The sequence below is a fragment of the Paenibacillus montanisoli genome (assembly GCF_003268025.1).
GTDB lineage: Bacteria > Bacillota > Bacilli > Paenibacillales > Paenibacillaceae > Paenibacillus_Z > Paenibacillus_Z montanisoli.
Map to the genome: position 1 here is coordinate 65557 of NZ_QLUW01000005.1, position 23586 is coordinate 89142.

The following is a 23586-nucleotide window of genomic DNA, read 5'->3' on the forward strand; positions in this document are numbered from 1 at the left end:
CCGACAAAAAAAAGCTATCCAAGTCTCCCGACCGGATAGCTTGTCCTAGGTTTAGATATCGATATATTCCACATAGCTCAGAAGACGCTTAATCATGACCGCAGCCTCTGCCCGGGTGGCTTTGTTCTTCGGACCGAAGGTGTTCGCCGTCATTCCGCCGATGATGCCGGCGTCTACCCCTTTAGCGACGTTGCTTTGCGTCCATGCGGCAATTCCCCCCCGGTCCTTGAACCGCTTCAGCAGCTCGGCGGTCGATTGCTTCGGCACGATATTCACGCCGGCCGCGCTAGCCGCGCGTACCATCATCGCCGCCATTTCTTCTCGGGTAATCGGACTGTTGGGCCTGAAGGTGCCGTCCACCAGCCCCGTTACGATTCCTGCCTTGCTTGCCGCTCCGATATAAGCTGCCAGCGCCGTTGCGGTGTTCACATCTCTGAACTTGCCCGCCGCCAAGCGTTCGCCGTCAAGGCCAAGACCTTTCGCAATAAACATCGCGAACTCGCCGCGCGTAATGGCACTGTTCGGCGCGAATTCTGTCAGCGTTCTGCCTTCTACGATAAATTTATTCGCTAGCAGAAGCACGTCACTGCGTGCCCAATGCTTATTCAAGTCGGTGTAGGCTGCCGCTCCTCGCACGACTGCATAGACGCCATTAGCGCTTTTGCGCTTGAAGGTAATAACGGACTGGCCGCTTGTATTCGTCACTTGCGTCGGGACATAGGAGATCTTGCCCGTTTCCGGATCCAGCCACACAGCTGCCGTCTGCTTGCCGCTCAGTACGGCGGACGTTTTGACCGATGTTGTTACATGACCATTGAGCGATTCGATCGTTTTCGTCTGTCCGTAGCTGGATACAGCAAGCTGAATGCTTACGGGATTTACGAGCGTTTGCGCATTCGTCCCGTTCAGCTGGGTGATGAGCGTCGTCGCAAGCGTTCCGGCATTCGTATCGATGGAAACGATCAACTGACCGACTGCGCTTGCCGCATTCATCATTTGCCCTAACTGCGTGTAGTTCAATGCGCTAAGCGGGATTTCAAACGTAACCGACTTGTATGCAATCGCGATGGATGCGTTGGAGGTCGCCTTCCTCGCCGCTTCCATCGTTCCGAGCGGAAGCGCGACTACTGCCGCCTTCTCCATATCCGGTACGGTGAAGACAACGCGAGGTACCGTACCTCCTGCTTTGCGAATGGCGCTAAAGGCTGCCGTCACTTTTTCGGAAGTAAGCGCAAATTGATTCACTGCCGCTCCCGCCGGAGATACGACTGAGGTCGTGGTCGCGCCCGAAACTTTGATCTCCAAACCGCCGCCTGCCGACGCTGTGAAATCACCGTCTGCGGAATCCTCCCAAGTCGTCTGGTTAGCAGCGTTGGAATCGGTGAAGGCTGCCGCCTCTGCCCCGGATACGGAACGAATTGCAATTCCCGTACTGCTGTAGCTAGCCTTGACGGAGTCGCCGACGCCAATAGGCGTATATAAGCTAAGTACGATCGAAGCGCCTTTAATGACTGCCGTAGCGATAGGACGCGAGACGTTATTCACTTTGACGCTAAACTGTGAGGTACCTGGCAGGTACGCCTTGTTTAGCGCTTCTGCGAACGTTATCGTTACTTCGCTGCCTTTTGCCACGATGCCATTCAACGCTAGCGTCGTCGCCCCGCTTCCGTTTGCCGGCATGCTGCTAAAGATAAGAGCAGCATTGCCGCTGACGTCGGCAATGGCCGACGAGCCGCCAAAATAAGAAACAAGCACGATATCGCTTGAAGCGACTGCGGACGACAGCCTTAAAATAACTTGCGAGCCACTGATTGTAACGGAAGTAACCGGTCTAGCCGCTCCGTTTACCGTAACGTAGTAGGCGGTCACTGGCGGAGCCGGCGCCTGCTTAAGCATTTCGTTATAGTTCAGCGCCACGGTCGAAGCTAACGCCGTAACGCTTTGCAGCACGGGCGCCAGCGCATCCGAACCGTTCTGAATCGAGAAGGAGCTAAATGACGTGAGCTCATTATTCGCCATATCTCGCAGCGGGAACGAGGAGCTCGAATAGGACAGTCTTACGGTCTGCCCTTCTATGGCCGGGCTCCCGCTAAACGTCAGGAATGCGGAGGCTCCTCCCCCGCTTAGCTGAGTAACCGTACGGTTCGTACCGTCAACGCTAACCGTAAATTGAAAATATGCGCTAGCATGGATCGCAGACAGCTCTTCGCTAAAGGTCAAAATAATCATATTGCCGGCGACCGTACCGCTAAGCAGCCTAGGCGCAACCGTATCAGGCGCGTTTGCCACATCCAGATTGGAGAAGTCCGCGACCGGCATGCCGGACAGATCCTTAAGCGGTTTCGTGCCTGGCGAGTAGGAAACCTTGATGATTTGCCCATTCGCGACACTGCTTAGCAGCGTAAGCGTCACGGCTTGGCCATCAACTTGCACGCTTGTTACCGCCCTCGAAGCCCCGCCTGCCGTTACGTAGAAGTTGGCCGGATAGGGCGTCGCGCTTGCGCTTTCGTTCAGCCCTTTGTTGAAGGTGAGCTTAATTTGCGTGCCGGATTGCAGCTCCGCCTTCGTCACTGCAGGAGCGCCGCCGGAATTAAGCGCGGTCCGGAACGTCCATTGATATTGATTCAGAATGCCGTCGAAGGCATTGCCGGCCAAATCGGTGATGGCCCCTTGTGCGATTTCGACATAGTAATTCGTATAAACAGCTAGTTCACCGTTTACAGATATCAATAGCTTCCTGTTGTTATCAGGGTCGACGATGAACGAAGTCGAAACCGCTGAGGCTGCGCCTCCGGATACCCGCTTGACCACAATGGCTTCCGGATCGCTTGAAGCAAGTGCGATCGGTTCACTGAATACAGCCTCGAAATCCGCCCCAAGAGCCGGAATATCCACTGCCGCGTTGCCAGGCGATTGCGTGACGATCGTCGGCTTCACGTTATCCTGCGTGACCGTGAATCGCCATGCATTCGGACCGGACAGTCCGGCAAAATTGTTCCCTTTCGAATCGGAAAACGCTTGTCCGCCGATTTCCACGTAGTAGCTCTGGTTGTTCGTGTAGCTTCTGCTGCCGTCCGTTACGACAATCTTCGCCGTTCCGCCCCCGCTTACATTAGAGGATGTTACAGGAATGGTCGTAAATACGGCATCGGTCGCCGCGTAACGAATGGTGATGCTGCCTGTGCCCGGATAGACCGGTTCACTGAAATTCATTTCCAAATTCACGGCCGTTGTGGTTTGCACGCTTGATGGCTTGCGTTCGGCGAGCAGCACTGGCGGCGTCGCATCGTTGCCCGGATCGGTGAAGAAATTCCAGCTCGTCGCATCCGTAATGCCTTGGTACTGCTTTGTCGAATCCGACGCATCGGCAAAAGCGCCTGGATCAATCAGAATATAGAAGCCTGTATTCGGCGCCAGATCGTTTGTGGGATTAATGACAACCGAGCTGCCTACCCCATTGGAGCCGACTGTTACACTGGCCGAATTGACGCTGATCGTTTGAACGTTGCTGTTATCGGATATTTTGTTGATGCGGATATACCCCGTATTTGCCCGGACTGCGCCAGGGAACGAAATATAAAAATTCGAAGAGACGCTTACGGCGAACGTATTATCGGCAGGCTCGAAAACCGCCGCACCCAGCGGTGGCGAGGAAGTCGTAAATCGCCATCTACTCGGGGCAATACCTGCAAAAGCATTACCGGCCGCGTCCTGAAAAGCTCCGTTCGGCACGACTACCTCATAGGTGCTGTTCCCTTTCAGCGTACTCGGCAAATTGACGACAATCGTACCGTTCGCGCTGCCGCTGCCCGTCACGCCAGTCGAATTGACGCTTACGGATTGCACATCTGCCGGCTGGTTGATATTCGTCACGGTAATCGTGCCGCTTGCCGCAAAAACCGGTTCGCTAAATGCCATAGTTAGCGCAGTTCCTATATCGGCTGCCAAACCGTTAACCGGCCGAAGTGCATTCGGACCGGTCGACAGCACCGGGGCTGCCTTATCGATGGCGGAAACGGTCGTAAATACCCATCCTACCGCGCTCGTGAGCCCAGCGTAGCTCGCATTGTTATCGTTTGTGAAGGCTCCCGCATCAATCGTGACGTAGTAACTCGTATTCAACGCAAAATTGCTGCTTGGCGAGATGGTTACGATATTTCGGTTCGTTCCTGAACCGACCGAAACCCGATTGTCGGTTTCCACCACATACGACTCAAACAGTTGATTGTCGATCTGCTTGCGAATTTGAATGGTCGCGGAGCCCGTGCCTTTCTTCACGTTTTCGTCAAAGGCAATAATCAGCCTCCCGTTCACCGCTACATTCGAAGCATGATTGGATGGTGAAATACTTGATAGGATCGGACCGCCAGCGGCGGCCGAGACTTTCGATGGAATGGCGGCGAATCCACCAACGGCGAATTGAACGAATAATAGTGCTGCAACTAAGATAGAAATCCATCTTCGATTTAGGACCAACAGTACCCACTCCCTACTAATGAAACATGTACTATATTTTTCGGTTGGGAGTGAGTTGAAATGAAGGCTTCGTTTGTAAAATATGCACGAAAAAAACCGCTCCTTGTCAGGAGCGGTTTTGAACTAAATGTCGATTATTAGCGCTGTGCGTCAGCTTTCAACTGCTCTGCTTTGTCAACGCGTTCCCATGGAACATCGAGGTCCGTACGGCCGAAGTGACCGTAAGCAGCCGTTTTGCTGTAGATAGGACGACGCAGGTCAAGCATCTTGATAATGCCTGCTGGGCGAAGGTCGAAGTTGTTCTTGATGACTTCAACAAGTACTTCCTCATCGACTGTACCCGTACCGTAAGTGTCCACGTTGATGGAAACCGGATTTGCTACGCCGATCGCGTAAGCAAGCTGGATTTCGCATTTATCTGCAAGGCCTGCAGCAACGATGTTTTTCGCTACATAACGCGCTGCATACGCTGCGGAACGGTCAACTTTTGTCGGATCCTTACCGGAGAATGCACCGCCGCCGTGACGAGCGTAACCGCCATACGTATCAACGATGATTTTACGGCCAGTCAGACCCGCATCGCCTTGAGGACCGCCGATTACGAAACGGCCTGTAGGGTTAATAAAGTACTTCGTTTCTTCATCCAGCCATTCCGAAGGAACGACAGGGGCGATAACGTGCTCGCGGATGTCCGCTTGGATTTGCTCCAGCGTAACTTCTTCCGCATGCTGTGTCGAAACAACGATGGCGTCAACGCGCTTCGGTTTGCCATCAATGTACTCGATTGTAACTTGCGTTTTACCGTCAGGACGAAGGTACTCGAGAGTGCCGTTCTTGCGCACTTCCGACAAACGACGGGAAATGCGGTGTGCAAGCGCGATTGGAAGCGGCATAAGCTCTGGTGTTTCGTTCGATGCGAAACCGAACATCAGACCTTGGTCGCCAGCGCCGATATCCGGGTTCTCTTGATGAACGTTTTCTACGCCTTCACGAGTTTCAAGCGCAGCGTTAACGCCTTGCGCGATGTCAGCGGATTGCTCGTTAAGCGACGTAAGAACCGCACAAGTGCTGTAATCGAAGCCATACTTCGCGCGCGTGTAGCCGATTTCTTTAACCGTCTTACGTACGATTGCAGGAATATCGACATAATCCGCTTTACTGCTGATTTCACCGATAACAAGTACAAGACCTGTAGCTACCGATACTTCGCACGCTACGCGCGCATACGGGTCAACTTCAAGAAAAGCATCCAATACCGCGTCTGAAATCTGATCGCAAATCTTGTCGGGATGGCCTTCCGTAACCGATTCCGACGTGAACAAGTGACGTCCTTTAAGTGACATCTGATCTCAACCTCCTACAGCCTTCAAAATTCTAAGTATGATGAATATAATGCACAAAATGCTGGGACTCTATAAAGAAAATCCACTTCCCAAAGGAACTTATATATATGCCCAACGTTTCGATTCCAAAAAATGAACCTTTTCCGACTAAGCAAATCGGAAAAGGTCTCATGAATAACTCTCTAAAACAGTATGATACCGAATCTGTCGCTTTGTGTCAATGGTTAAGCAAGCCGTGATTACAGTCCTTTAAGCACTTGCTCGGCACGCTGTACGAGCAGCCTCGTCATATTGCCGCCAACAAAACCGACGTCTCTTGTCGCGAGCTGCGACCAATTGACTTGCCCGCCGCTTGAGCCGCCAGTACCGCCAAGCTCTCCCGCAAATTCCGTATCGCTTGCGCCAGCATTGAATCCGCCTGTCATAAGGCCAAGCTCGGCTGCAATTTCATACTTCATTTGATTAAGCGCTTGAGCACATTCCGGAACAACCTTACGATTACTTCTCGACATGATAAGCACCTCCTGATGGGATGCTTATAGTGTGTGCCTAGACACATGGTTCGAAGCGGCTAAGTTGTTGTCAGTTCGGGTAAAATAAACTATGGCTGTACTTGGATCTCATATTCGCCGCGCACCAGTACCGTCAGCCCCGACTTCTGCCCAACCTGTGCAGTGACGCCGCGTCCGCCGCGCGGGAACAGAATGAGATGATCATTCGGTACGGCTTTGCCATTCTTAATATCCTTGCCATCCGTCAAATCCGAAATGCCATTGCTGTCCGCACTGTACGCCATCGCTTTGCCTGCCCGTACAATAAACTCGGCTCCGTCTTTAGCGATAAGCCGTTTTCCCACCGGGACCGTAACAACCACCACCTGCTGCGAACCACCGCCACTCTGCTCCAATTCGGAACGGAAAGCATCAAGCATTTCCTGCAGCTTCTTTTCATCAACGCCTTGCCCGCCGCTTCCGCTTTGATTACCCAACTCGGCCAGCTTTTTATCAATGTAGCTCTTAGTCACGACAGGATCGTTAACCGACCCGGGAACGACTGAATCTTCCGCCTCACTGGACCAACGTGTTCCTACCCAAACGGCTGCTCCGATACAAATAACAGCAACCGTCAGGCGAAACGCTTGTTTCTTCATTTCCAGGATGCTCCTCTCATTCTAGTATCACTGTCTTTTAGCATACTAGATTATGAGAATATTCTCCAGCCTTTTAGTCGGAGAGGGTAAACCAACGCAGCTCTTTCGAAGCGATTAATAATTTATTGTCTTGAATGGAATCATATATATTAATTCGGTACTTCTCGTAGCTTTGTACAATGTTTTGAACGTCTGGATCGTCGAAGGTGATTGTGACAGGCATTCCTGTTCCTTCTCTTAATTCGACTGTTCCTTGTTCGCCTGTCTTAAAAGACAACACTTTCGAATAGGTTGCTTTATTGCTGTCTTGGTTTACAAACTCAATGATAAGCTTATGGTCGTCTGTTACATCTTCATAAATACCATTTCGCTTCACATCCGCATTAAGCTGCAATTTAATGCCTAATACATCAAACCCGCCAGATACATTTAGGAATGCATTGAATTGTCTGAACGAAAGCGTATAATCACCAACAGTCAAATTATTGAAATCTGTTTTGGTCGAATCCGTGATACCATTACCTAAACCATATGCAACCGGCTTAATTAGACCTAGCTCTGCATTTTCATTGTCTCCGCCTAGGTTGATAGCCTGACCCAGATATAGAGTATAGGCGGAAGATTGGAACGATGCCGGCAGTTTAGCGGTTCCGGAAATCAGTTGTTTTCCACTCGGTGAAAGTTTTGTTTTCGAAGTTGAGAAAGTAACTTTTAGCACTTCGCCTTTATCATTCTTCAAATAACCTGCTAATTGAACCGAAGCTGCTGAGCGAACCTCTTTATTCGTAAGTTCGATTTCACTATAAAAAAGCTTGTTGTTGTCACTGCCGTATATCGCGTTTTTAATCACACGCACCGACGACTTATGACCTGTATTCGTTATTTCATAACTACTAGTAAGCGGTACTGAAACAATTTCATTCACTCCGCCGCTAGTGAATTGATATAGCGATTTATCATTATTCGCGTCCACCTTTTCAGTAAGTACAAAGTTGACGGTTCCAATGGTGGACGTATATGGGATCTTCGTATACACAACCATATTATATGAGCTTCCCGGAGCAATGGAGATCGCATTATCTAAGACTTGTTGTTTGGTTTGTGCAGCATCTACCTTAACGCCATTTACGACAAAGTATCCGCTTAAGTTTGGAATGGACTTGCTGATCGTGCTTTTATTCGTAATGGTTAGGTCCGCTACAAGCAAGTCATCATTCTCAAGCGGCGTCCGTTCTATTCGATTTACTTTAATGGAATATCCATTATAATCGAACGGTTTTGTAATGTTGCCATCCTGACTTTTAACGGATAGCGCATAATTGCCGAGTACATAACCTTTGCCTTTATCAGTCGCAGCTGTACTCACGATAAGCTGGCTGGTGTTCATATCAACAGCATTTGGTACTTGGCCGGTTAAAGTAATGGTTCTGCTTGTTTTCGGAAGCAGCTTCTTTTCGTCAGGCGTAAAGGTCAATGGATATTGAACGTTGTCCTTTGTTTTAATCGACATTTCAAGTCCAGGTACGGTAATTGCAGCAACGCCATTGTTCGTAAGCGTATACGAAACCGTTACATCACGGTTGTCTTCATTAACAGCCGAGTACGTAGAATCAATTTTGGTGGAAATCGGTTCTCCGCTTAAATAGATCGTTTTGGATTGGTTTACAGCTGTTGCCGCACCCGGTTTGACAATAGGCAGAGCGAATGCACCTAGCGGAAGCATGACTTTGCTTGCTTCATCATTGGAAGCCAATACGAGCGATAACGCTTTCTTTGCACTGACAAGCGGAATCGATGCCGTAACCGTAACTATCTTGCGTTCCTTCGGCTGAACGACGACATTCGCGATTTGACTCGTATCCACATTGTAGATAGACAGACTCTCTGTTTGAAGGAAGAGTGACAGCTTTGACAAGTCTGTCGTCTGGAAGCCAACATTCTCGGCTAATAATGAAACGGTCATGTACGCGCTCGTGCTGTCCTGACTGATCGAAACTTGTTTAACTGCCGAACGCAGCTTGGTATTACCAAATAAAATCGTCTTGGCTTGAAATGGAGCCGCGCGATCGCTTTGCGTACTAGGGTAAGTAATTACTCCTAAAGTACGTTCATAATTAGCCGCAGAAAAATCCCATTTCAAAATTTGAAATTGCAAATCGGTCAGTTTCGTAGCCATGTCGATAACGGAGTAATATGTAATGTTCACTGAAGATTTAGGAGCTACGGTTGATTTCGATTTATCCGCTTCCGTCATGTTTGTTTTGAACGTACGTCCGGATTTCGTCTTAATCTTCAACCAATAATCGAGAAGGTCCAGCTCTTTGTTATCGTTGTTCGTAATCGTAACCGTAATCGCTAATACTTTACCCTTCTCTTGCATAAGAAATTGCGCATCTCTGATCGACAAGGTACTGTTCGAACTTAGTCTTACAACCTTAGAAGAAATCGTTTGTGCAGCCGCGGCAGATACGGTCTGCGCGGGTATGATGTTTATGGTTTGAGCAGCAATCGTAATTGCCGCTAGCGCAGCAACGCTATACGTCTTGATGGATTTCCTCAATTTACATTCCTCCTGTAGCATTCTACCTAATTAGACGCTATTTGGGCAGAATTTGTTTCGTAAGAAACAAAAAAGAACCCGGCTTTATGCCGGGTCCTTTTGGAGAAATTATAAACTATTACAGGTTAACAACGATTGTCGAAACCAGACCGTTCACGGATACGAACGAGATAGTAACGGAACCAGTTGCACCAGCAACTTTAGTTACAACACCTGCTTGAGTAACAGTTGCTTTAGCTTTGTCGGACGATGCGAACACACCATCTTTATCGATTGCTACGCCATATTGGTCTTTAACAGCCAATTTAGCAGCAACGTTCAGACCTGCAACATAGTCGATTTCTGTTGGATCGAATGCTACGGAAGTGATCACTGGAGCAGCATCGCTAACTGTTACAGCTGCTTCAGCTTGTTTAGTAGCGCCGTTCCAAACAGTGATTGTAGTAGTACCTTTGCCTTTACCTGTTACAGTTGTTCCAGCTACTGTAGCTACGGACAGATCCGAGCTTGTGATCGCTGTGAAGAAGCGGGATTGGTCGATTGCAATTACAGCACCGGAAGCAGTTTTACCGACCAAAGTTACAGTTGCATTGTGGCCTGCAACATGGCCAGTAGTACCACCGTACAGTGTACCGATTGCTTCGATCGCGAACGATTTGATGTCAGCATCTTTAACTGTAGTGTAAGTTGTTTCGATACCGGAGTTAGCTACGTCAGCGCCACCGTTTGTCAGGCTGATAGCCAGTTTCTCAGTACCTTCAGCTTTACCAGTTACTTTACCAGCAGCATAGTCAACAACGCCAGCAGTAGCATCAGCTGCTTCGACAACTTTAAGAGCCCAACCAGTAGGCAATTTAGTTACTGCACGGCCGTAGTTATCTACTACGTTCAGTTGATCGATTGTAAGATCAGCTACACCGTTGATACCAACAGAAGTTGCTGCGCCGGATTTCAGACCCAATACTTTAACTGGAGTTGCAGCTGCTTTAACATCCAGGTTCAGTTGGGAAGCGATTTGGTTGTTGATCCATACGAACAGTGTAGTTTGACCTGCACCTGTGAACGTAAGGTTCAATTCACCAGTTTTCGCGTCGAATCCGTAAGCTACTGTAACAGCTGGATTCGAAGATGTGATGTTGAAGTTAGTAGCTGGATCAGCATCATTCAATGCGTCCGTAGCTGCTTTAACATCTTTTTGCGCATATGCTGCACCGAAGGAATCAGTTGCTGCATATGGGAATTTGATAGCTTCGTTCGCTACAAGCAGTACGCCTGGTTGCGAGATTTGGAATGTTTTCAGAGCTGGCAGTGCTTCAACTTTAACTGTTGTCGAAGCAGTTGCACCAGTTTTGCTGTTAACTGCAGTGATTACTACAGTGCCGGCTTTAGCGCCAGTACCGAATGTCAGGACGCCATCAGCGTTCACTTTGAAGGAACCAGGAGTTACGACTGCAGTATCGCTGATTACGAAGTCGATTCCGTTGATTGTAACTTTGTTTCCAGCTACTACTGGAGCGCCGGACAATTTAACCGCTTGACCATATTGGTCTACGATTGTGTATGGCAGAACATAGCCTTCTGCTTTGCCAACGGAGATACGAGTTTCGTCTTTCAACGGAACTACTGTACCCAGTTTAATGTTAGTAGCGGATGCAGGATCTACTACTTTAAATGTTTTAGTAACGCTCAGACCAGTTGCTGGGTGGAATGCAGTAACGATAACTGCGGAATCGATATCAGCGCCGGAAAGATCGATTTTGTTGCCAGTCAGCGAACCCAGTTTGCTGTTGAATACAGTGATGTTAGCATCAGCAACTGCATTTGCAACTTCTTCGCCGAATTGGTTCAGACCTTTTACTTTCAGATCTTGGTTAGCAGCTTTTTGAAGAACTGTTGCACCAATTTCCAATTTCGTTACTACTTCGTCTACCACTTTAACTGTGATTGGGTCTTGACCCTTAACAGTCAGCGTATAGTCGCCAGCTGGCAGGAATGCGGAAGTCAATGCAGCAGATTTGTTGTCATCTGCGAATTTAACAGTAACAGCGTAAGGTACAAGGCCGTTTTTCAGTTCGAACGTTGTAGCTGCTTTCTCTTCTGCAGTTACAGCACGGCTGAACTCAACAGTGATTGCTTTCGCGCCTGTTTGGGATGCTTTAACAACCGACAGTTCGCCAAGCGATTCAGCAAGCTCGTATGCAACTTCTACCAGTTGACCGCGCTTAGCGTTTACTTTGTAAGTAGGAAGTTCTGGAAGAAGACCTGCTTCGATAGCAGCTGCTACGAAACCTTTAGCCCAAGGGGAAACTACGCCGCTTACTGTACCGTCAGCATCTGGCTCGATACCTGCAACCAGGTCAGCAACTTTAGCGATTTGCTCGATAGTTACTTTGCCGGATGGGCCGAATTTGCCGCCGCCAAGACCGTTCAGAAGGCCAGCTTCTGTTGCAGCGCCGATGAAGCCAGCTGCCCAGTGAGTTTTAGCAACGTCGGAGTAAACGTTAGCTGCGGAGTTTTCTGCAAGCTCAGTCAACTTCGTAAGTACTTTCGCGAACTCAGCGCGAGTCATTTCTTTTTCAAGACCAGCAGAGCCGTCCGGGAAACCGTTGAAAACACCTGCTGCTTTAAGTGCGTCGAACTTTTGTTGAGTTGTCAGTTCTGCTTGTGCATCAGCTGCGAATGCTACGGACGCTGTGGAAAGTGTCATAGCAGCTGCTACTAGTAGAGATAAACTTTTTTTCATAACCTTTTTTTCTCCTCCTCTAAATTGCTTCGGTTCTTGAGAGTTTTGTTTAATAGAATATAGATTGCTCGTTTTTCTCATTGGCCGATTCACCTCCTTTCACGAGTTGAGCAGAATTAGTATTAAAAGTGTCTGCAAGAAGTTGCTTCCCTGTAGGAACTTGTCGCAGAATCTTGTAAACAAAAGTTGACAAGAAAATATTGGTAGAGTCTGAACACCACTACAACATTATACAATGGGCTATTTATAGCGTAAAGAGTAATTTGAGAATTCGTTCCAAGTACTCCGCTACGCTAACTCAGCATCCCCTGCTGCCTTGTTCATGTAATTAAACGCACAGGTTTCGAAAAAGTTGCGCCATTAGGAAAAAGTTTTTTAATCTTTTTCTAATGTTTCTTTTTTCTAAATTTGTCGATAAGCCACATGAACTAGCATAACTTGTCTACCACGTCACTTATTATAGAACGAATGTCCTATTTTCGTCGATAGATAAGATTTCCCATGTAAAGATAACTCTAGCAAATTTCATAGCAAAGGCACTAATGAAGGCTGCCCGGATTTCCCGGGCAGCTTTGCCTATTTTCTGCTAGTTCAACTTAGGCAACTTCTTGAGATCTGCTAGCATTTTTCCGAGAATGATAGCTGCATCCGAACGGAGCAAGCTTGATTTCGGCTCGAACGTGAAGCCTTTCTTCGGATCCGCGGGATCGATAGGCGACCCTTTAATGTAGCCCTTCTTGGCAATCGCAAGAACGGAAGCTTTGGCATAGTAATCGATCTCCGCATAATCCTTGAAGGTCTTCTGAAGCGCTTTATCAATTTTCTCAGAATCCGTCTCGAGCTTTAGATTAAGAGCGCGCGCAAGGAAAACAGCCGCATCGCCGCGGGACAGGTTAGCAGTTGGTTCAAAAGCCCGAGGCTGCGTACCGCGGATAATGCCTTCGCGCGCCGCCGTCTCAATCGTGCTGTAGTCCCATAACGCATCCTGGTTAATGATCGGCGGAACGTCGTCGAAGTGCGGCTTGCTCAGCTCGTAGTTGAGCGGAATATCGAGCGCCTTGACGATCATGCTCGTGAACTCGCCCCGGGTCGTGTACATATCCGCACCAAAATCATCGAAGTTCGCTGCGTTCATAACGCCTTTGGAATATATAGCTTCCATATAGTTGCGTGCATACGGATGGTTCGTGACGTCCGAGAAAGAGTAGCCCATCTTCGCAGCCACGTAATAGCCGAATTGATCGAACGGAACCGTAATCGTGTTCTTCTTCGTATCTACCGTGCCGCCCAGGTTAACCCAGAACTTATTTTTCACATCGTAGCGGAATACCGTTACGATCGTTCCGGCCGTGTTGCGGATGCTCGGGTCGAAAGCCAGCGTCAGCGTTCCGCGTTTGGAAGCGACAAGCTCGCGGTCATCCGGACGATCGTCATAGGTTGGAATCTTCGTATCTCCAGGGCCTTTGGCGCCTGGATATTGATACGGATCCACGCCCATCTTGAGCGGATCGTAGTTCGACGTCGCCGTGTCGTCCGCAAGGCCGGCATCAATCCAGTAAACCGGGCTGGACTTCACGAAGCGAGTCGGGAACGATACTTTAAACCGCGTACCGAAGCTTTGCATAATCAGATCGAAGTCTGCCGGCGGGTTATCGTACTCGCGGCGGTCGACGACGCCGTCTTCGGGGTTCGCAATGGCAAACAACAGCTTGTGGCCCGTGAAGACTTGGCTCTTCAAGTTAGCCGGAACATTATAGTCGCGGCGAATGAGCGCAGTGCCTTTAGGGAACGTCAGGGAAACCGCTCCGTCGAAGACTTTGTTCGAATTCTTCATCTCGTCCATGAATTCCGCGCCTGGAATGTTGGTCGGCGTATAATTTACTTCGATATAGTTGCTCACCTTATCGGATGAACTCTCGATCGTGAAGCTGATCTTGTTCACGCCCGGTTTAAGTCCCGTGATTGTGGCCTTAAAAGCGTGCGGGTACTCCATGCCGTTAGCCGGGTTGTTATCGGAATCATAAGCGAACTTATCTGCAGCTTGCTTATTAATCGTTACCTTCTCCGCGCCTTTAGCATTGATGATCACATCAACGAAGTTCTTATTGACGATCCCTTCTGCCGGCATATACGGACGAAGGATCTTATACGGCAGTACCGTTGGATCCACTTCTAGGCGATATGTCGCTTTTGGCCCGGTCAAACCGCTGTTATAGACATTGAACAGATAAACGCTGGAGCTGCCGTCGGCATTCAGCTCCTGCTTTCTCAATAGGAATTGGAACGATTGCGTAGCGATATCATAACGGACGACCAAGTCGCCGTTGATGTTCCCGCCAGCCGGATAAATGCCGACCGGCGTCTCGCCGTTTACGATTTGGAACGGTTCGCTTAGCTTCCAAGTAATGTCGGTCAGGAGCGAAGCCCCCGTAATTCTCAAAATGTAATCGTCGGCCGGCCTATGGCCAGGCGCGTCCGGAGTAAGCAACGATGCCATTTTACCGTTAATCTCGCCCGTTGAGTCTCCTAAATCAATAAAGTCGAACGTACCGTAAATATTCATGAAAGGTTCGGTCGTGTTGTAGATCGATCCGGACTTAGGGAAGTTTGGATCGTTTAGAATCGGTTTCGGATTCGAGTTGGCATCCTCGTAAGTGAACGGGAATACGCCAGTCGACTGAACGGGAATAACCGGCAGATTCGTCGGCACTTTATTTACCTTCACGACTTTCTCATAGTAGCTCTTGGAGCCTTGGAAGACGAACTTGATGGTGTTCTCCCCGTTGAACATGGCATTGAGCGCATTGCCCGCCTCGCCGGTCTTAAGCTTGAATTGCGTTACGTCGCCGCCGACAATCTCCAGCGGGAAGGAAACGTTATTAATATAAAAGTAAACCGTACGCGGCCCGGAGGCATTGTCGTACTTGATCTCCGACGTATTGTTGATGTTTTGCAGCGAGCCTTGGAAATTGCCTAATTTATTCGCAATGATTTCGGTAATCCGGTCTATCGTCGATAGAGTCGAATCATCATAAATCGTCATGCCGTCAAAAATTTTATTGAAGTTGGTATATGGACCGTAGAGCAGCGTAAACTTCGACGATTCCGTGTCGCCGCCGGCGCCGCCTACACGTACCGTAATCGTTTGCGTTCCCTCATAAGGCATTTTATAGAACTCCAAGATAACCCGTTGGAAGACTTGAGGAATCCCGTTTACCGCCCTCGTTACAAGCGAGGTTTCTCGAACGGCATATTGACCTGAAGCAAGCGATTGTCCTGCCGAAGGGATTGGTTTCAGTACCGGTGTCATCGTATGACCGTATAAATCCGAAATGCTGGTTACCGTCACGGCATCGGAACCGGATGAGTTGCCGACAAGAACCTCGATGCCTAGAGGCAAGCCATATATGTTCTTTCCTTCAAGCGTCGTTCCTTCAATGCCTTGATAGTTGGTTGGCTTGTAGCCGGACAAATAATTGATTTGGCTGATAAACGGTCTATTACTATCGCGCAAGGAGAAGTAAAGCGCATCCGTCCCTTGTTCCGTAGGCGTCAGGTTCAGATGGACATTCTCTTCATTGCGGGCAGTGAGTTTTACGTTATACATCGTGTCGAGCGTGTATGCGGTTGCCGCGCCTAGATCAATCGTGTATTCATAAACAAAGAACTTATCTGTAGGAGAAGGCGTTCCAACCGGTACGATGCTCGTAATTCTTGATGAAATATCGGTATAGGCCAAATCCGTTACCTTCTTGAGGTTAGCCTTCATCGTAGAAAGCGGCAAAGTCGGATCCGGGTGAGGCACGGCGGGACTCGAAGGCGTATCCTCATAATAGCTGTTCGGTACGATAACTTTACCCGTCAGCTCTAAGCGATTAGCTGTGTTGATTACAAAGTTCGGCGTGTACTCCAAGGCAGCCGATTGCAAGCTAGCCGCTCCGTTCATTTCATTGATATCAACGTCATAGAACGTAACGCTGCCGTTATAGAACGCGATATCGCGGGAGGTTTCGATCACTTGCGTTCCGTTCTTAATGCGGATCGTCACTTGGTTTTTTCCTTTTTGCAGCGTAATCGGCGCAGCGGCGAACGAATTATTGTTGGCGCTGTTGACCGAGTACGTTTTACTGCTTCCGTTCACGACGATCGTAACTTGCTGCGCGTTCGGCGCTTTACCTGTGATGCTGATATCCGCGCTGTTGCGTCCGCGCGAGGTCGTGGACTGAACTACGGTTGTTCCGTTCTCCGCGATCGGAAAGTTGTTCCCGTCCAAACTTGCCGTCAAGTCAAACAGCATCGGGCCGTTGCGGTACTCGACGTAAATGGAGTTCACCACTTCGCCGCCGCCTTGCGTGCCTTTGAACGTAATTTTGTTCAAGCCCGGGAACAGCTGGATGTTGAACACCTGCATGCTAAAGCCGCTCACCGAAATATTGCTGGTAAGGTTCTCGCGCGTGCTTCCAATCTTGGACTCGTCGGACTGATCAATGATTTGATACACGCTGTACGAGATCGAAGTCGGATCGACATTGTTGATGGTCCCCTGCAGCGTGATGCGCTCCTCGGTCGTCACTCGCGGTGAACCAATTTGGTCGCTTTCGCTTGGGAACGTGAAATTGCCTGTCGCCGCATTAGCCGTCTCCATGCGTTGGACAGGCAATAATTGAATGACTAGGGCCAGCAAAATAAACCATGTACCTAATTTTCTAATCACGGTGCGTCTCCTCCACTCCAGTCCATTTCTCATCGTTTCATGTATCTTTTTTATCGGCGCTGTAAGGCCAAAAGTTTAGACGATCTCTAGAAATGTACCGGATCCGGATTTGCGGCAACAATAAAAAACTTCGTTCCCGCGCGGGAACGAAGTTCATTAAACCGTACCTATTATTTCGAGCGAGATTGCTCAGTAGTTCTTAGAACCAGACGCTGCAGGAAGTTCAGCAGCGGACGGCGGGTTTTATCCACGATGCCGATCAGCTCTGCCCCGATTTGCAGAATGAACACGAGCACTAGAATGACGCCGAACGTAATCCAGTTAGCTGCATCGGATTGCACGATTGTCGATTGCAGGACGGCGCAAATGCCGAATACCGATGCGATACCGTAAATGATCAATACCGTGCGGCGATGGCTGAAGCCAAGCTCGCGCAGGCAGTGATGCAGGTGGCCTTTATCCGGCGCGAAGATCGGTTTCTTGTTTACCCAGCGGCGAACGATCGCGAAGAATGTGTCCGACAATGGCACGCCGATAATCAGAAGCGGCGTTACGAAGGAGACCATCGTCACCTGCTTAAAGCCCATCATCGACAAGGTTGCCAGACTGAAGCCGAGGAACAAGGAGCCGGTATCTCCCATGAAAATCTTGGCCGGATGAAAATTGTAAACCAGGAAGCCGATTACGCCGCCTAGAAGCAGCGCGCTCAGCAAGATGACTGGGGCAGAGCCCATGAATGCGGCCATGACGAGAATGCTGCTGATGGCAATGCCGGATACGCCGGCAGCCAAGCCGTCCAAGCCGTCAATCAAGTTGATCGCGTTCGTTACGCCTACGATCCAGATGATCGTGAGCGGGATACTGATCCATGCCGCAATTGGCTGCATGGCTTCGCCGAACGGAATATTAACTAGGTCGATCTTAACGCCGAAGCCGAATACGACAACGCAAGCCGCAATCAGTTGGCCCAGCAGTTTGACTTTGGCGGACAGTTCGAAGCGGTCGTCCAGCGCGCCAATGATGACGATGATCGAGCCGCCTGCGAGCAGCGCGTTCATCAGGTTGGTGTCATAGCTGCGAAGCAAGCCTTCCGGGATGAAAGGTTTGACCGCGAAATAAGCTCCAACGAAAGCTGCATATATACCTAAACCGCCAAGCCGCGGCATGATTCGTGTGTGTACTTTACGATGGTTGGGCTTGTCGATCGCCCCGATTTTGTTTGCGAATTTAATGACAAACGGGGTTAACACAAGCGCAAGACATAATGAAATGATAAATCCGATTGTGTAGAGTACGACCTGACTCATTTCCATCTCCCTTTCATAGCTATCGCCGGATTGAATTATACGCTGTTTGAAAAAGAAACTCCACTCTCATTTTCAAGCAATTTTCACGGATTTCCCCTTTAAATCGCTTGCTTGGTCGAGATTTTGCGACATTTTCTTTCTCGCACAGCGCATTCGCTACATTTTTCGGCGTTATATCCAAGCTTTAGTAGTCGCTGCTCGTGTTGGGGAGAGGGAGAAATCTACATATAGATTAACGTAAATAAGCTGCGATTTGTTTCGCCGGTCTGCGCGCTTCTTGTTTTAATTGCGAGATTGCCGCTTGATGCCTCGACCGCCATTGCTCCGGATTGTCGAGCAGCTCGCCCATTGCCGTGACGAATGCTTGCGGATCGAGCGCTTCCGTCGTGCCGATCGGCGTCAGACCGATCCGATTCAGGAATTGATCGATCTTCGGATCGTAGGACAGTCCGAGCATCGGCACGGACTGATTCGCCGCATAGATCAGCGCGTGCAGGCGCATGCCCAGCAGCGCGTCGCATCGGCTGACCTCCAGCAGCATTTGCTGGGGGTCTTCGCCGGGCTCGGCAATTTCGGCCGTGCTTCCGCCGAGATCGCCGAGCCGCTCCATCACCCATCGCGACGCTTCCGCGTCTGATGGGGTGTGGAAAGGCAGGAACCGCAGCCGCACCGCCCGGCTGCGGTTCAACGCGCCCAGCGCGGCAGCGAAGAGCGCCAAGTCGGCGCCGTCCTTGCGCCAGTGGCGCAAGGACACGCCGATGAGCGGCAGCGCCGCGCCGGCGCCCGGGCCGCCCGCAGGCGGCTGCGCTGCCGGCAGCGGCAGCGCCATGACCGGATCGGGCACTACGTCGATCCGGTCGCGAGGCACCCCGATCCGCCCAAGCAAAGCGGCGGATTCGGTGTCTCGCACAGAGACATACGCGCTGCGGCGCATGACCCCGCGAATCAGCCGGTCCATCCACCGGCGATTCACAGGCCCGATGCCTTGCGCATACGCGAATGTCGGCTTCCCGAGCAGCTGAGCCAGCTTCAGGATGCCGGTATAATAAGGAATCGTCTTCGCGCTTGTCGCATCCTGGAGCAAACTGCCGCCTCCGCTAATGAGGCCATCGCTGCTGCGAATCGCGCGAACGACCTCGCCGAGGCGCATCCGGTGCACGGCTTCCACGCCGTACATCCCGGTCGTCCAAGCCGGATCAATGGATAGAACGACGGGTTCGATCCGAAGCCCTTGCTGCCGGCCTTCCTCCTCCAGCGCGAACAGGATCGATTTCAGGACCGCCTCGTCTCCGCTGTTGCGGAAACCATAGTAGCCGGAGATGACTACACGCCGGACTTGTAGCCCTGTTTCAGTTGTGTGGCTCGTGGTGCCCATCGTTTCCAAACTCCTTCCCCAATTTGCCATACGCCGATCATCGCAAGTCCAATCAGAGCGCCAAGCACAAGGCCGAGCAAATCACGGATGATGGAAATCAGAAGGGGCGTATGAATGTGAGCGAACGTGTCTACCATAGAAAGCTGCCCAATCGAGCCTACAATAAATAATACCCACGCAGCGCGATATCGAAGCGCGAGGAAAAGCCCGAAGAAGAACAGCGGGTGCGAAAGCAGGAATTCCTTCGTCCGCGGACGGACGCCGAAGGTGGACTCCAGCGTGTTGCGGAACATCAATTCCAAGGAAGAAGCTTGTCCTTCATTGCCCGTACGGGACAAATAGTACAGCGCCATGACGCCGAGGACGCCTGCGACGCCAACCCAAAGCAAGGTGATTTGCATCTTCAGCAATTTCCGCAAATTACCGATTACCGAGTCGCCGGTATAGAGGAACAAATACAGCGCAACGAGCGCAATCGGTGCCAAATGCAGCAGGCTGACGCCCCGGAACTGCTCCAAGACAAGCTTGTACGTGATATTGTTCAGCAGACCGACGATAAACGGAATGCCGCTCATCGAAATCAAGGCCGTAGTAACAAAAATCGTGATAGCCATCATAAGCCGGCGCCATGCCCCCAGTCCAGGGAAGAACCACCGTACTTGATCGACGTCAATGCGCGTGGTGTCCGCTGCGCCGCCGATCGGCCTGCGGTTGCCGATGGTATGAGCGCGAACGCGGCGAATCGCCCAGATCAGCGCCAGCGTCGGCGCGCTAATGGATGCCCCAAGCGCCAGCGCCTGCTCCAGGATCGGCTTCGACAGCACGTACAAGCCGGCGCTGCCAATAAGACCGAGCACAAATACCGGAATGGCAACGCCCGTCACAAACGCGCTGATCAGCAGCGTAATAAACGCAATCGCGCCAACGACGACAATGCCTTTGAGCGGCTTAATCCATGAAGGTGATTCGTACTGGAATGGCTGCGGCTGACCGATCTCGAAGCCAAGCTTGTCCATTTTGGCGAGCACGCCATCTTTGTCCTGCATCGCATCATATAGATTTTGAAGCGGATCGGTAATGGCCGATTTCACCGGACTGCTCGATGGAGCGCCGTTCAGATAGAACATGCGGATGCTGCGATCCTTCGCCGCAAGCTGGAACCGGTCGGCAATCTCTTCGGGCTTCATCGAAGCCGAATCGTTATCGGAAAGCGAATACAGCCTTACTACATTATAATGAGTCAAATAACCAAGGGTGCCCATACCCTTCTGCGGTTTAGAGTTCTCGATCGTCGCGATTCCGATACCATGCTTGTTCAAGAGCTCCGCGAACTGGTTCAAGCTTTTCAGCTCGGCATTGTCCGTGAAGCCTTTTACCGAATCGCCTTCGAACAAAATGCGTTTAACGCCCATCTGCTCAAAAGAACCAAGCATCGCATCTACCGATGCCGCATCGAACGGAACGCGGTCGGATAGCCGCGGCATAAGGGTAAACCCGGCCTCATGCAGCTCGCTTACCGCAATCGGATCCGGAACCATCGGCTTCAGGATCGCATCCTCCAGCGGCGTTTCCAGAATAAGGCCGCCGTGGCCTTCGTAGCTCCACGAAGAGGTTGAGATGCCCCATTGTTTAAAAGTAGCCTCGATGACCGGACGAATCGCCTTCTCGTCCTCACCGCCGGCAAAGAGCACGTACGTGAAATTCTCATCTGCCGCAGCCGGCTTACCTTGCAGCTCAGAGGCCGTCGCCGTATTGTACAGCGATAGACGTCCCGCCCAGCTCAGCTCCTGCAGCGACGACTCGAATACCGCCATTGCGTTAATGCCGGCGGCCTGCATCTTAACGAGCTCGTCCTTCAGGAATTGCTTCGGATGCGATTTATAGGCCGCAATCTGCACCAAATCCCGATAATCGAACACCATTTGCACCTTGTCCGATGTTTTCTCCATCTTCCAGCGCACGGCGCCGATCGGCAGCGCCGCGATCAAGCCTAAGATAACCAATACACAAAGAACAATGTTTGCTTTACGATTCCAGTGTTGCCAGTTATGCACGTCTTCCACTCCTTAACATATGCCGTAGGAAATTTTCGCTACGATGGTCTGTATGTTCCGCAGGAAAATTTCACGTACGGAAGGTACTGCAGCTATGCCCTATTATCTACCCGCTCCATTACGATTTGAGTCAGGCGAGCGATCGCCGCCTTCGCCTCGTCCTGCGAGTTTCCGCGAACGGCAAAATAAACTTTTATTTTCGGCTCCGTGCCCGACGGACGCAGACAGAACCAGGAACCGTCGGCGAGCATGTATTTAAGCACGTTTTCGGGAGGCAGCCCGTCCAGGCCAGGCAAATAGTCGAGCACGCGGGTTACGTCCACGCCGCCGATTTCGGCCGGCGGATTGCTGCGCCAGTCTTCCATGATCGCCGCGATTTGCTGAACGCCGTCCACGCCTTTAAGCGTACGGGACTCCAAATGCTCCATGTAGTTGCCAAACTTCGCATACAGCTCCAAGAGCACGTCGTAAAGCGTTTTGCCCTTGCTCTTATAATAAGCAGCCGCTTCGCAAATTAGCATGGAGGCAATAACGGCGTCTTTATCGCGGGCATACGTGCCGGCCAAATAACCGTAGCTTTCCTCATAGCCGAACAAGAAGGAACGCTCGCCGCTGCGCTCGTATTGGGTTATTTTCTCCCCGATATATTTGAAGCCGGTCAGCGTATTGACGACTTCCGCACCGTAGGATTCCGCGATATCGGCGCCCATTTCGCTCGTTACGATCGTTTTCACGACAACGCCGTTAGCCGGCAGTTCTCCCCGCTCCTTCAGCGAGCCGAGCAAGTAATTGACCATGATCGCGCCGGACTGGTTGCCCGTCAGCACGACGTATTCGCCTTCATTGTTGCGCACAACCGCGCCCATGCGGTCGCAGTCCGGATCCGTGCCGACAATGATATCGGCGCCGAGCTCTTGTCCGAGCTTGATGGCGAGCGCGAACGCTTCCCGCTCCTCCGGGTTCGGCGATTTCACCGTGCTGAAATAGCCGTCCGGCTTCTCCTGCTCCGGTACGATGTGAACATTCGACAGTCCGATTTCCTTCAGCACCTCGCGAACAGGCATATTCCCCGCCCCGTGAAGCGGCGTATAGACAACGGTCAGAGACTCGCCCAGTCCATCCTTCAGCAGGCCGCTGTTCAAGCTCTCAGCCGCAACGGTTTGAATATAGTCGCGGTCTTCCGCTTCGCCCAGCCAGTGCAGCAGACCCTTCGCTTCCGCTTCCTCGCGGCTGATGCGGCGCACTTGATCGAAGCCCGTCACCTGCTGAATGGCGCCGATCACCTCTGCCGCGTCCTCCGGGACAAGCTGGCACCCGTCGGAGCCGTATGCTTTGTATCCGTTATATTCAGGCGGATTATGGCTTGCCGTGATGACAATCCCGCTTGTCGCGCCAAGTGCGCGTACCGCGAACGAGAGCTGCGGCGTCGGACGAAGCGACTGGAAAACATGAGCTTTAACGCCGTTTGCAGCCAGCACAAGAGCAGCGTCAAGCGCAAACTCCGGCGAATTATTGCGGGAATCATAAGCAATGACAACCGATGGAACGCTGCTCTTCCCAAGCACCCAGTTCGCCAATCCTTGAGTGGCTTTGCCGACCGTATAAGCGTTCAAGCGGTTCGTGCCGGCGCCCATGACGCCGCGCAGCCCACCTGTCCCGAACTCCAGCTCGCGGTAGAAGCGGTCCTCGATTTCTTTCTCATTGCCTCTGAGCGCAGCCAGCTCTTCCTTCGTCGCCGCGTCAATTAGCGGATCGCTCAACCATGCCTCATAACGTTCAACAGCGGATTGGTTCATCCTTTAGCATCCTCTCTCCATATGTAGTCAGTAAAGGTTCTCATTTATATAAAAAAACGGCGTGCAGA

Annotated in this window: 11 protein-coding genes; all 11 read right to left on the reverse strand. The window is 50.9% G+C overall.

What is annotated here, in order from left to right; all coding sequences use genetic code 11:
* Positions 1–51: 51 nt before the first annotated feature.
* The gene (locus tag DL346_RS23000; RefSeq protein ID WP_112884739.1) at positions 52–4476 is read right to left on the reverse strand and encodes an Ig-like domain-containing protein; all 4425 of its coding nucleotides are present in this window, start codon (positions 4474–4476) and stop codon (positions 52–54) included.
* A 137-nt stretch (positions 4477–4613) separates the two neighbouring features.
* The gene (gene metK, locus DL346_RS23005) at positions 4614–5819 is read right to left on the reverse strand and encodes a methionine adenosyltransferase (protein WP_112884740.1); all 1206 of its coding nucleotides are present in this window, start codon (positions 5817–5819) and stop codon (positions 4614–4616) included.
* A gap of 239 nt (positions 5820–6058) precedes the next feature.
* Entirely contained in the window at positions 6059–6331 is a 273-nt protein-coding gene (locus tag DL346_RS23010) for an alpha/beta-type small acid-soluble spore protein (RefSeq protein WP_112884741.1), read from the reverse strand.
* A gap of 89 nt (positions 6332–6420) precedes the next feature.
* Positions 6421–6969, reverse strand: coding sequence for a hypothetical protein (locus DL346_RS23015; protein ID WP_112884742.1), 549 nt, complete (start codon positions 6967–6969; stop codon positions 6421–6423).
* Positions 6970–7042: 73 nt separating this feature from the next.
* Entirely contained in the window at positions 7043–9529 is a 2487-nt protein-coding gene (locus DL346_RS23020; RefSeq protein WP_112884743.1) for a hypothetical protein, read from the reverse strand.
* 118 nt (positions 9530–9647) lie between these two features.
* Positions 9648–12353 (reverse strand): S-layer homology domain-containing protein, encoded by a 2706-nt coding sequence (locus DL346_RS23025; protein ID WP_112884744.1) that lies wholly within the window; start codon positions 12351–12353, stop codon positions 9648–9650.
* Between the two features lie 505 nt (positions 12354–12858).
* A complete protein-coding gene (locus DL346_RS23030; protein ID WP_165822635.1) occupies positions 12859–16986 on the reverse strand; it encodes an S-layer homology domain-containing protein in 4128 nt (1375 codons plus the stop codon).
* A gap of 170 nt (positions 16987–17156) precedes the next feature.
* Positions 17157–18293 carry a glycosyltransferase family 4 protein gene (locus tag DL346_RS23035; protein WP_112884746.1) on the reverse strand — a complete coding sequence of 379 codons (1137 nt, stop codon included), beginning with the start codon at positions 18291–18293 and terminating at the stop codon, positions 17157–17159.
* A 232-nt stretch (positions 18294–18525) separates the two neighbouring features.
* Positions 18526–19668 carry a polysaccharide pyruvyl transferase CsaB gene (gene csaB, locus DL346_RS23040; protein WP_112884747.1) on the reverse strand — a complete coding sequence of 381 codons (1143 nt, stop codon included), beginning with the start codon at positions 19666–19668 and terminating at the stop codon, positions 18526–18528.
* Positions 19617–21722: a DUF5693 family protein gene (locus tag DL346_RS23045; RefSeq protein ID WP_112884748.1), complete on the reverse strand. Its 2106-nt coding sequence runs from the start codon at positions 21720–21722 to the stop codon at positions 19617–19619. The genes csaB and DL346_RS23045 overlap by 52 nt, the downstream gene beginning before the upstream one ends.
* 92 nt (positions 21723–21814) lie before the next feature.
* A complete protein-coding gene (locus DL346_RS23050) occupies positions 21815–23518 on the reverse strand; it encodes a phospho-sugar mutase (protein ID WP_112884749.1) in 1704 nt (567 codons plus the stop codon).
* Between the last annotated feature and the right edge of the window lie 68 nt (positions 23519–23586).

What these genes read in the sequence shown, in the direction of transcription:
- csaB (WP_112884747.1), bottom strand. Translation starts at nt 19,668, where the DNA reads ATGGGCACCACGAGCCACACAACTGAAACAGGGCTACAAGTCCGGCGT.
- DL346_RS23015 (WP_112884742.1), bottom strand. Translation starts at nt 6,969, where the DNA reads ATGAAGAAACAAGCGTTTCGCCTGACGGTTGCTGTTATTTGTATCGGA.
- metK (WP_112884740.1), bottom strand. Translation starts at nt 5,819, where the DNA reads ATGTCACTTAAAGGACGTCACTTGTTCACGTCGGAATCGGTTACGGAA.
- DL346_RS23010 (WP_112884741.1), bottom strand. Translation starts at nt 6,331, where the DNA reads ATGTCGAGAAGTAATCGTAAGGTTGTTCCGGAATGTGCTCAAGCGCTT.
- DL346_RS23035 (WP_112884746.1), bottom strand. Translation starts at nt 18,293, where the DNA reads ATGAGTCAGGTCGTACTCTACACAATCGGATTTATCATTTCATTATGT.
- DL346_RS23025 (WP_112884744.1), bottom strand. Translation starts at nt 12,353, where the DNA reads ATGAGAAAAACGAGCAATCTATATTCTATTAAACAAAACTCTCAAGAA.
- DL346_RS23050 (WP_112884749.1), bottom strand. Translation starts at nt 23,518, where the DNA reads ATGAACCAATCCGCTGTTGAACGTTATGAGGCATGGTTGAGCGATCCG.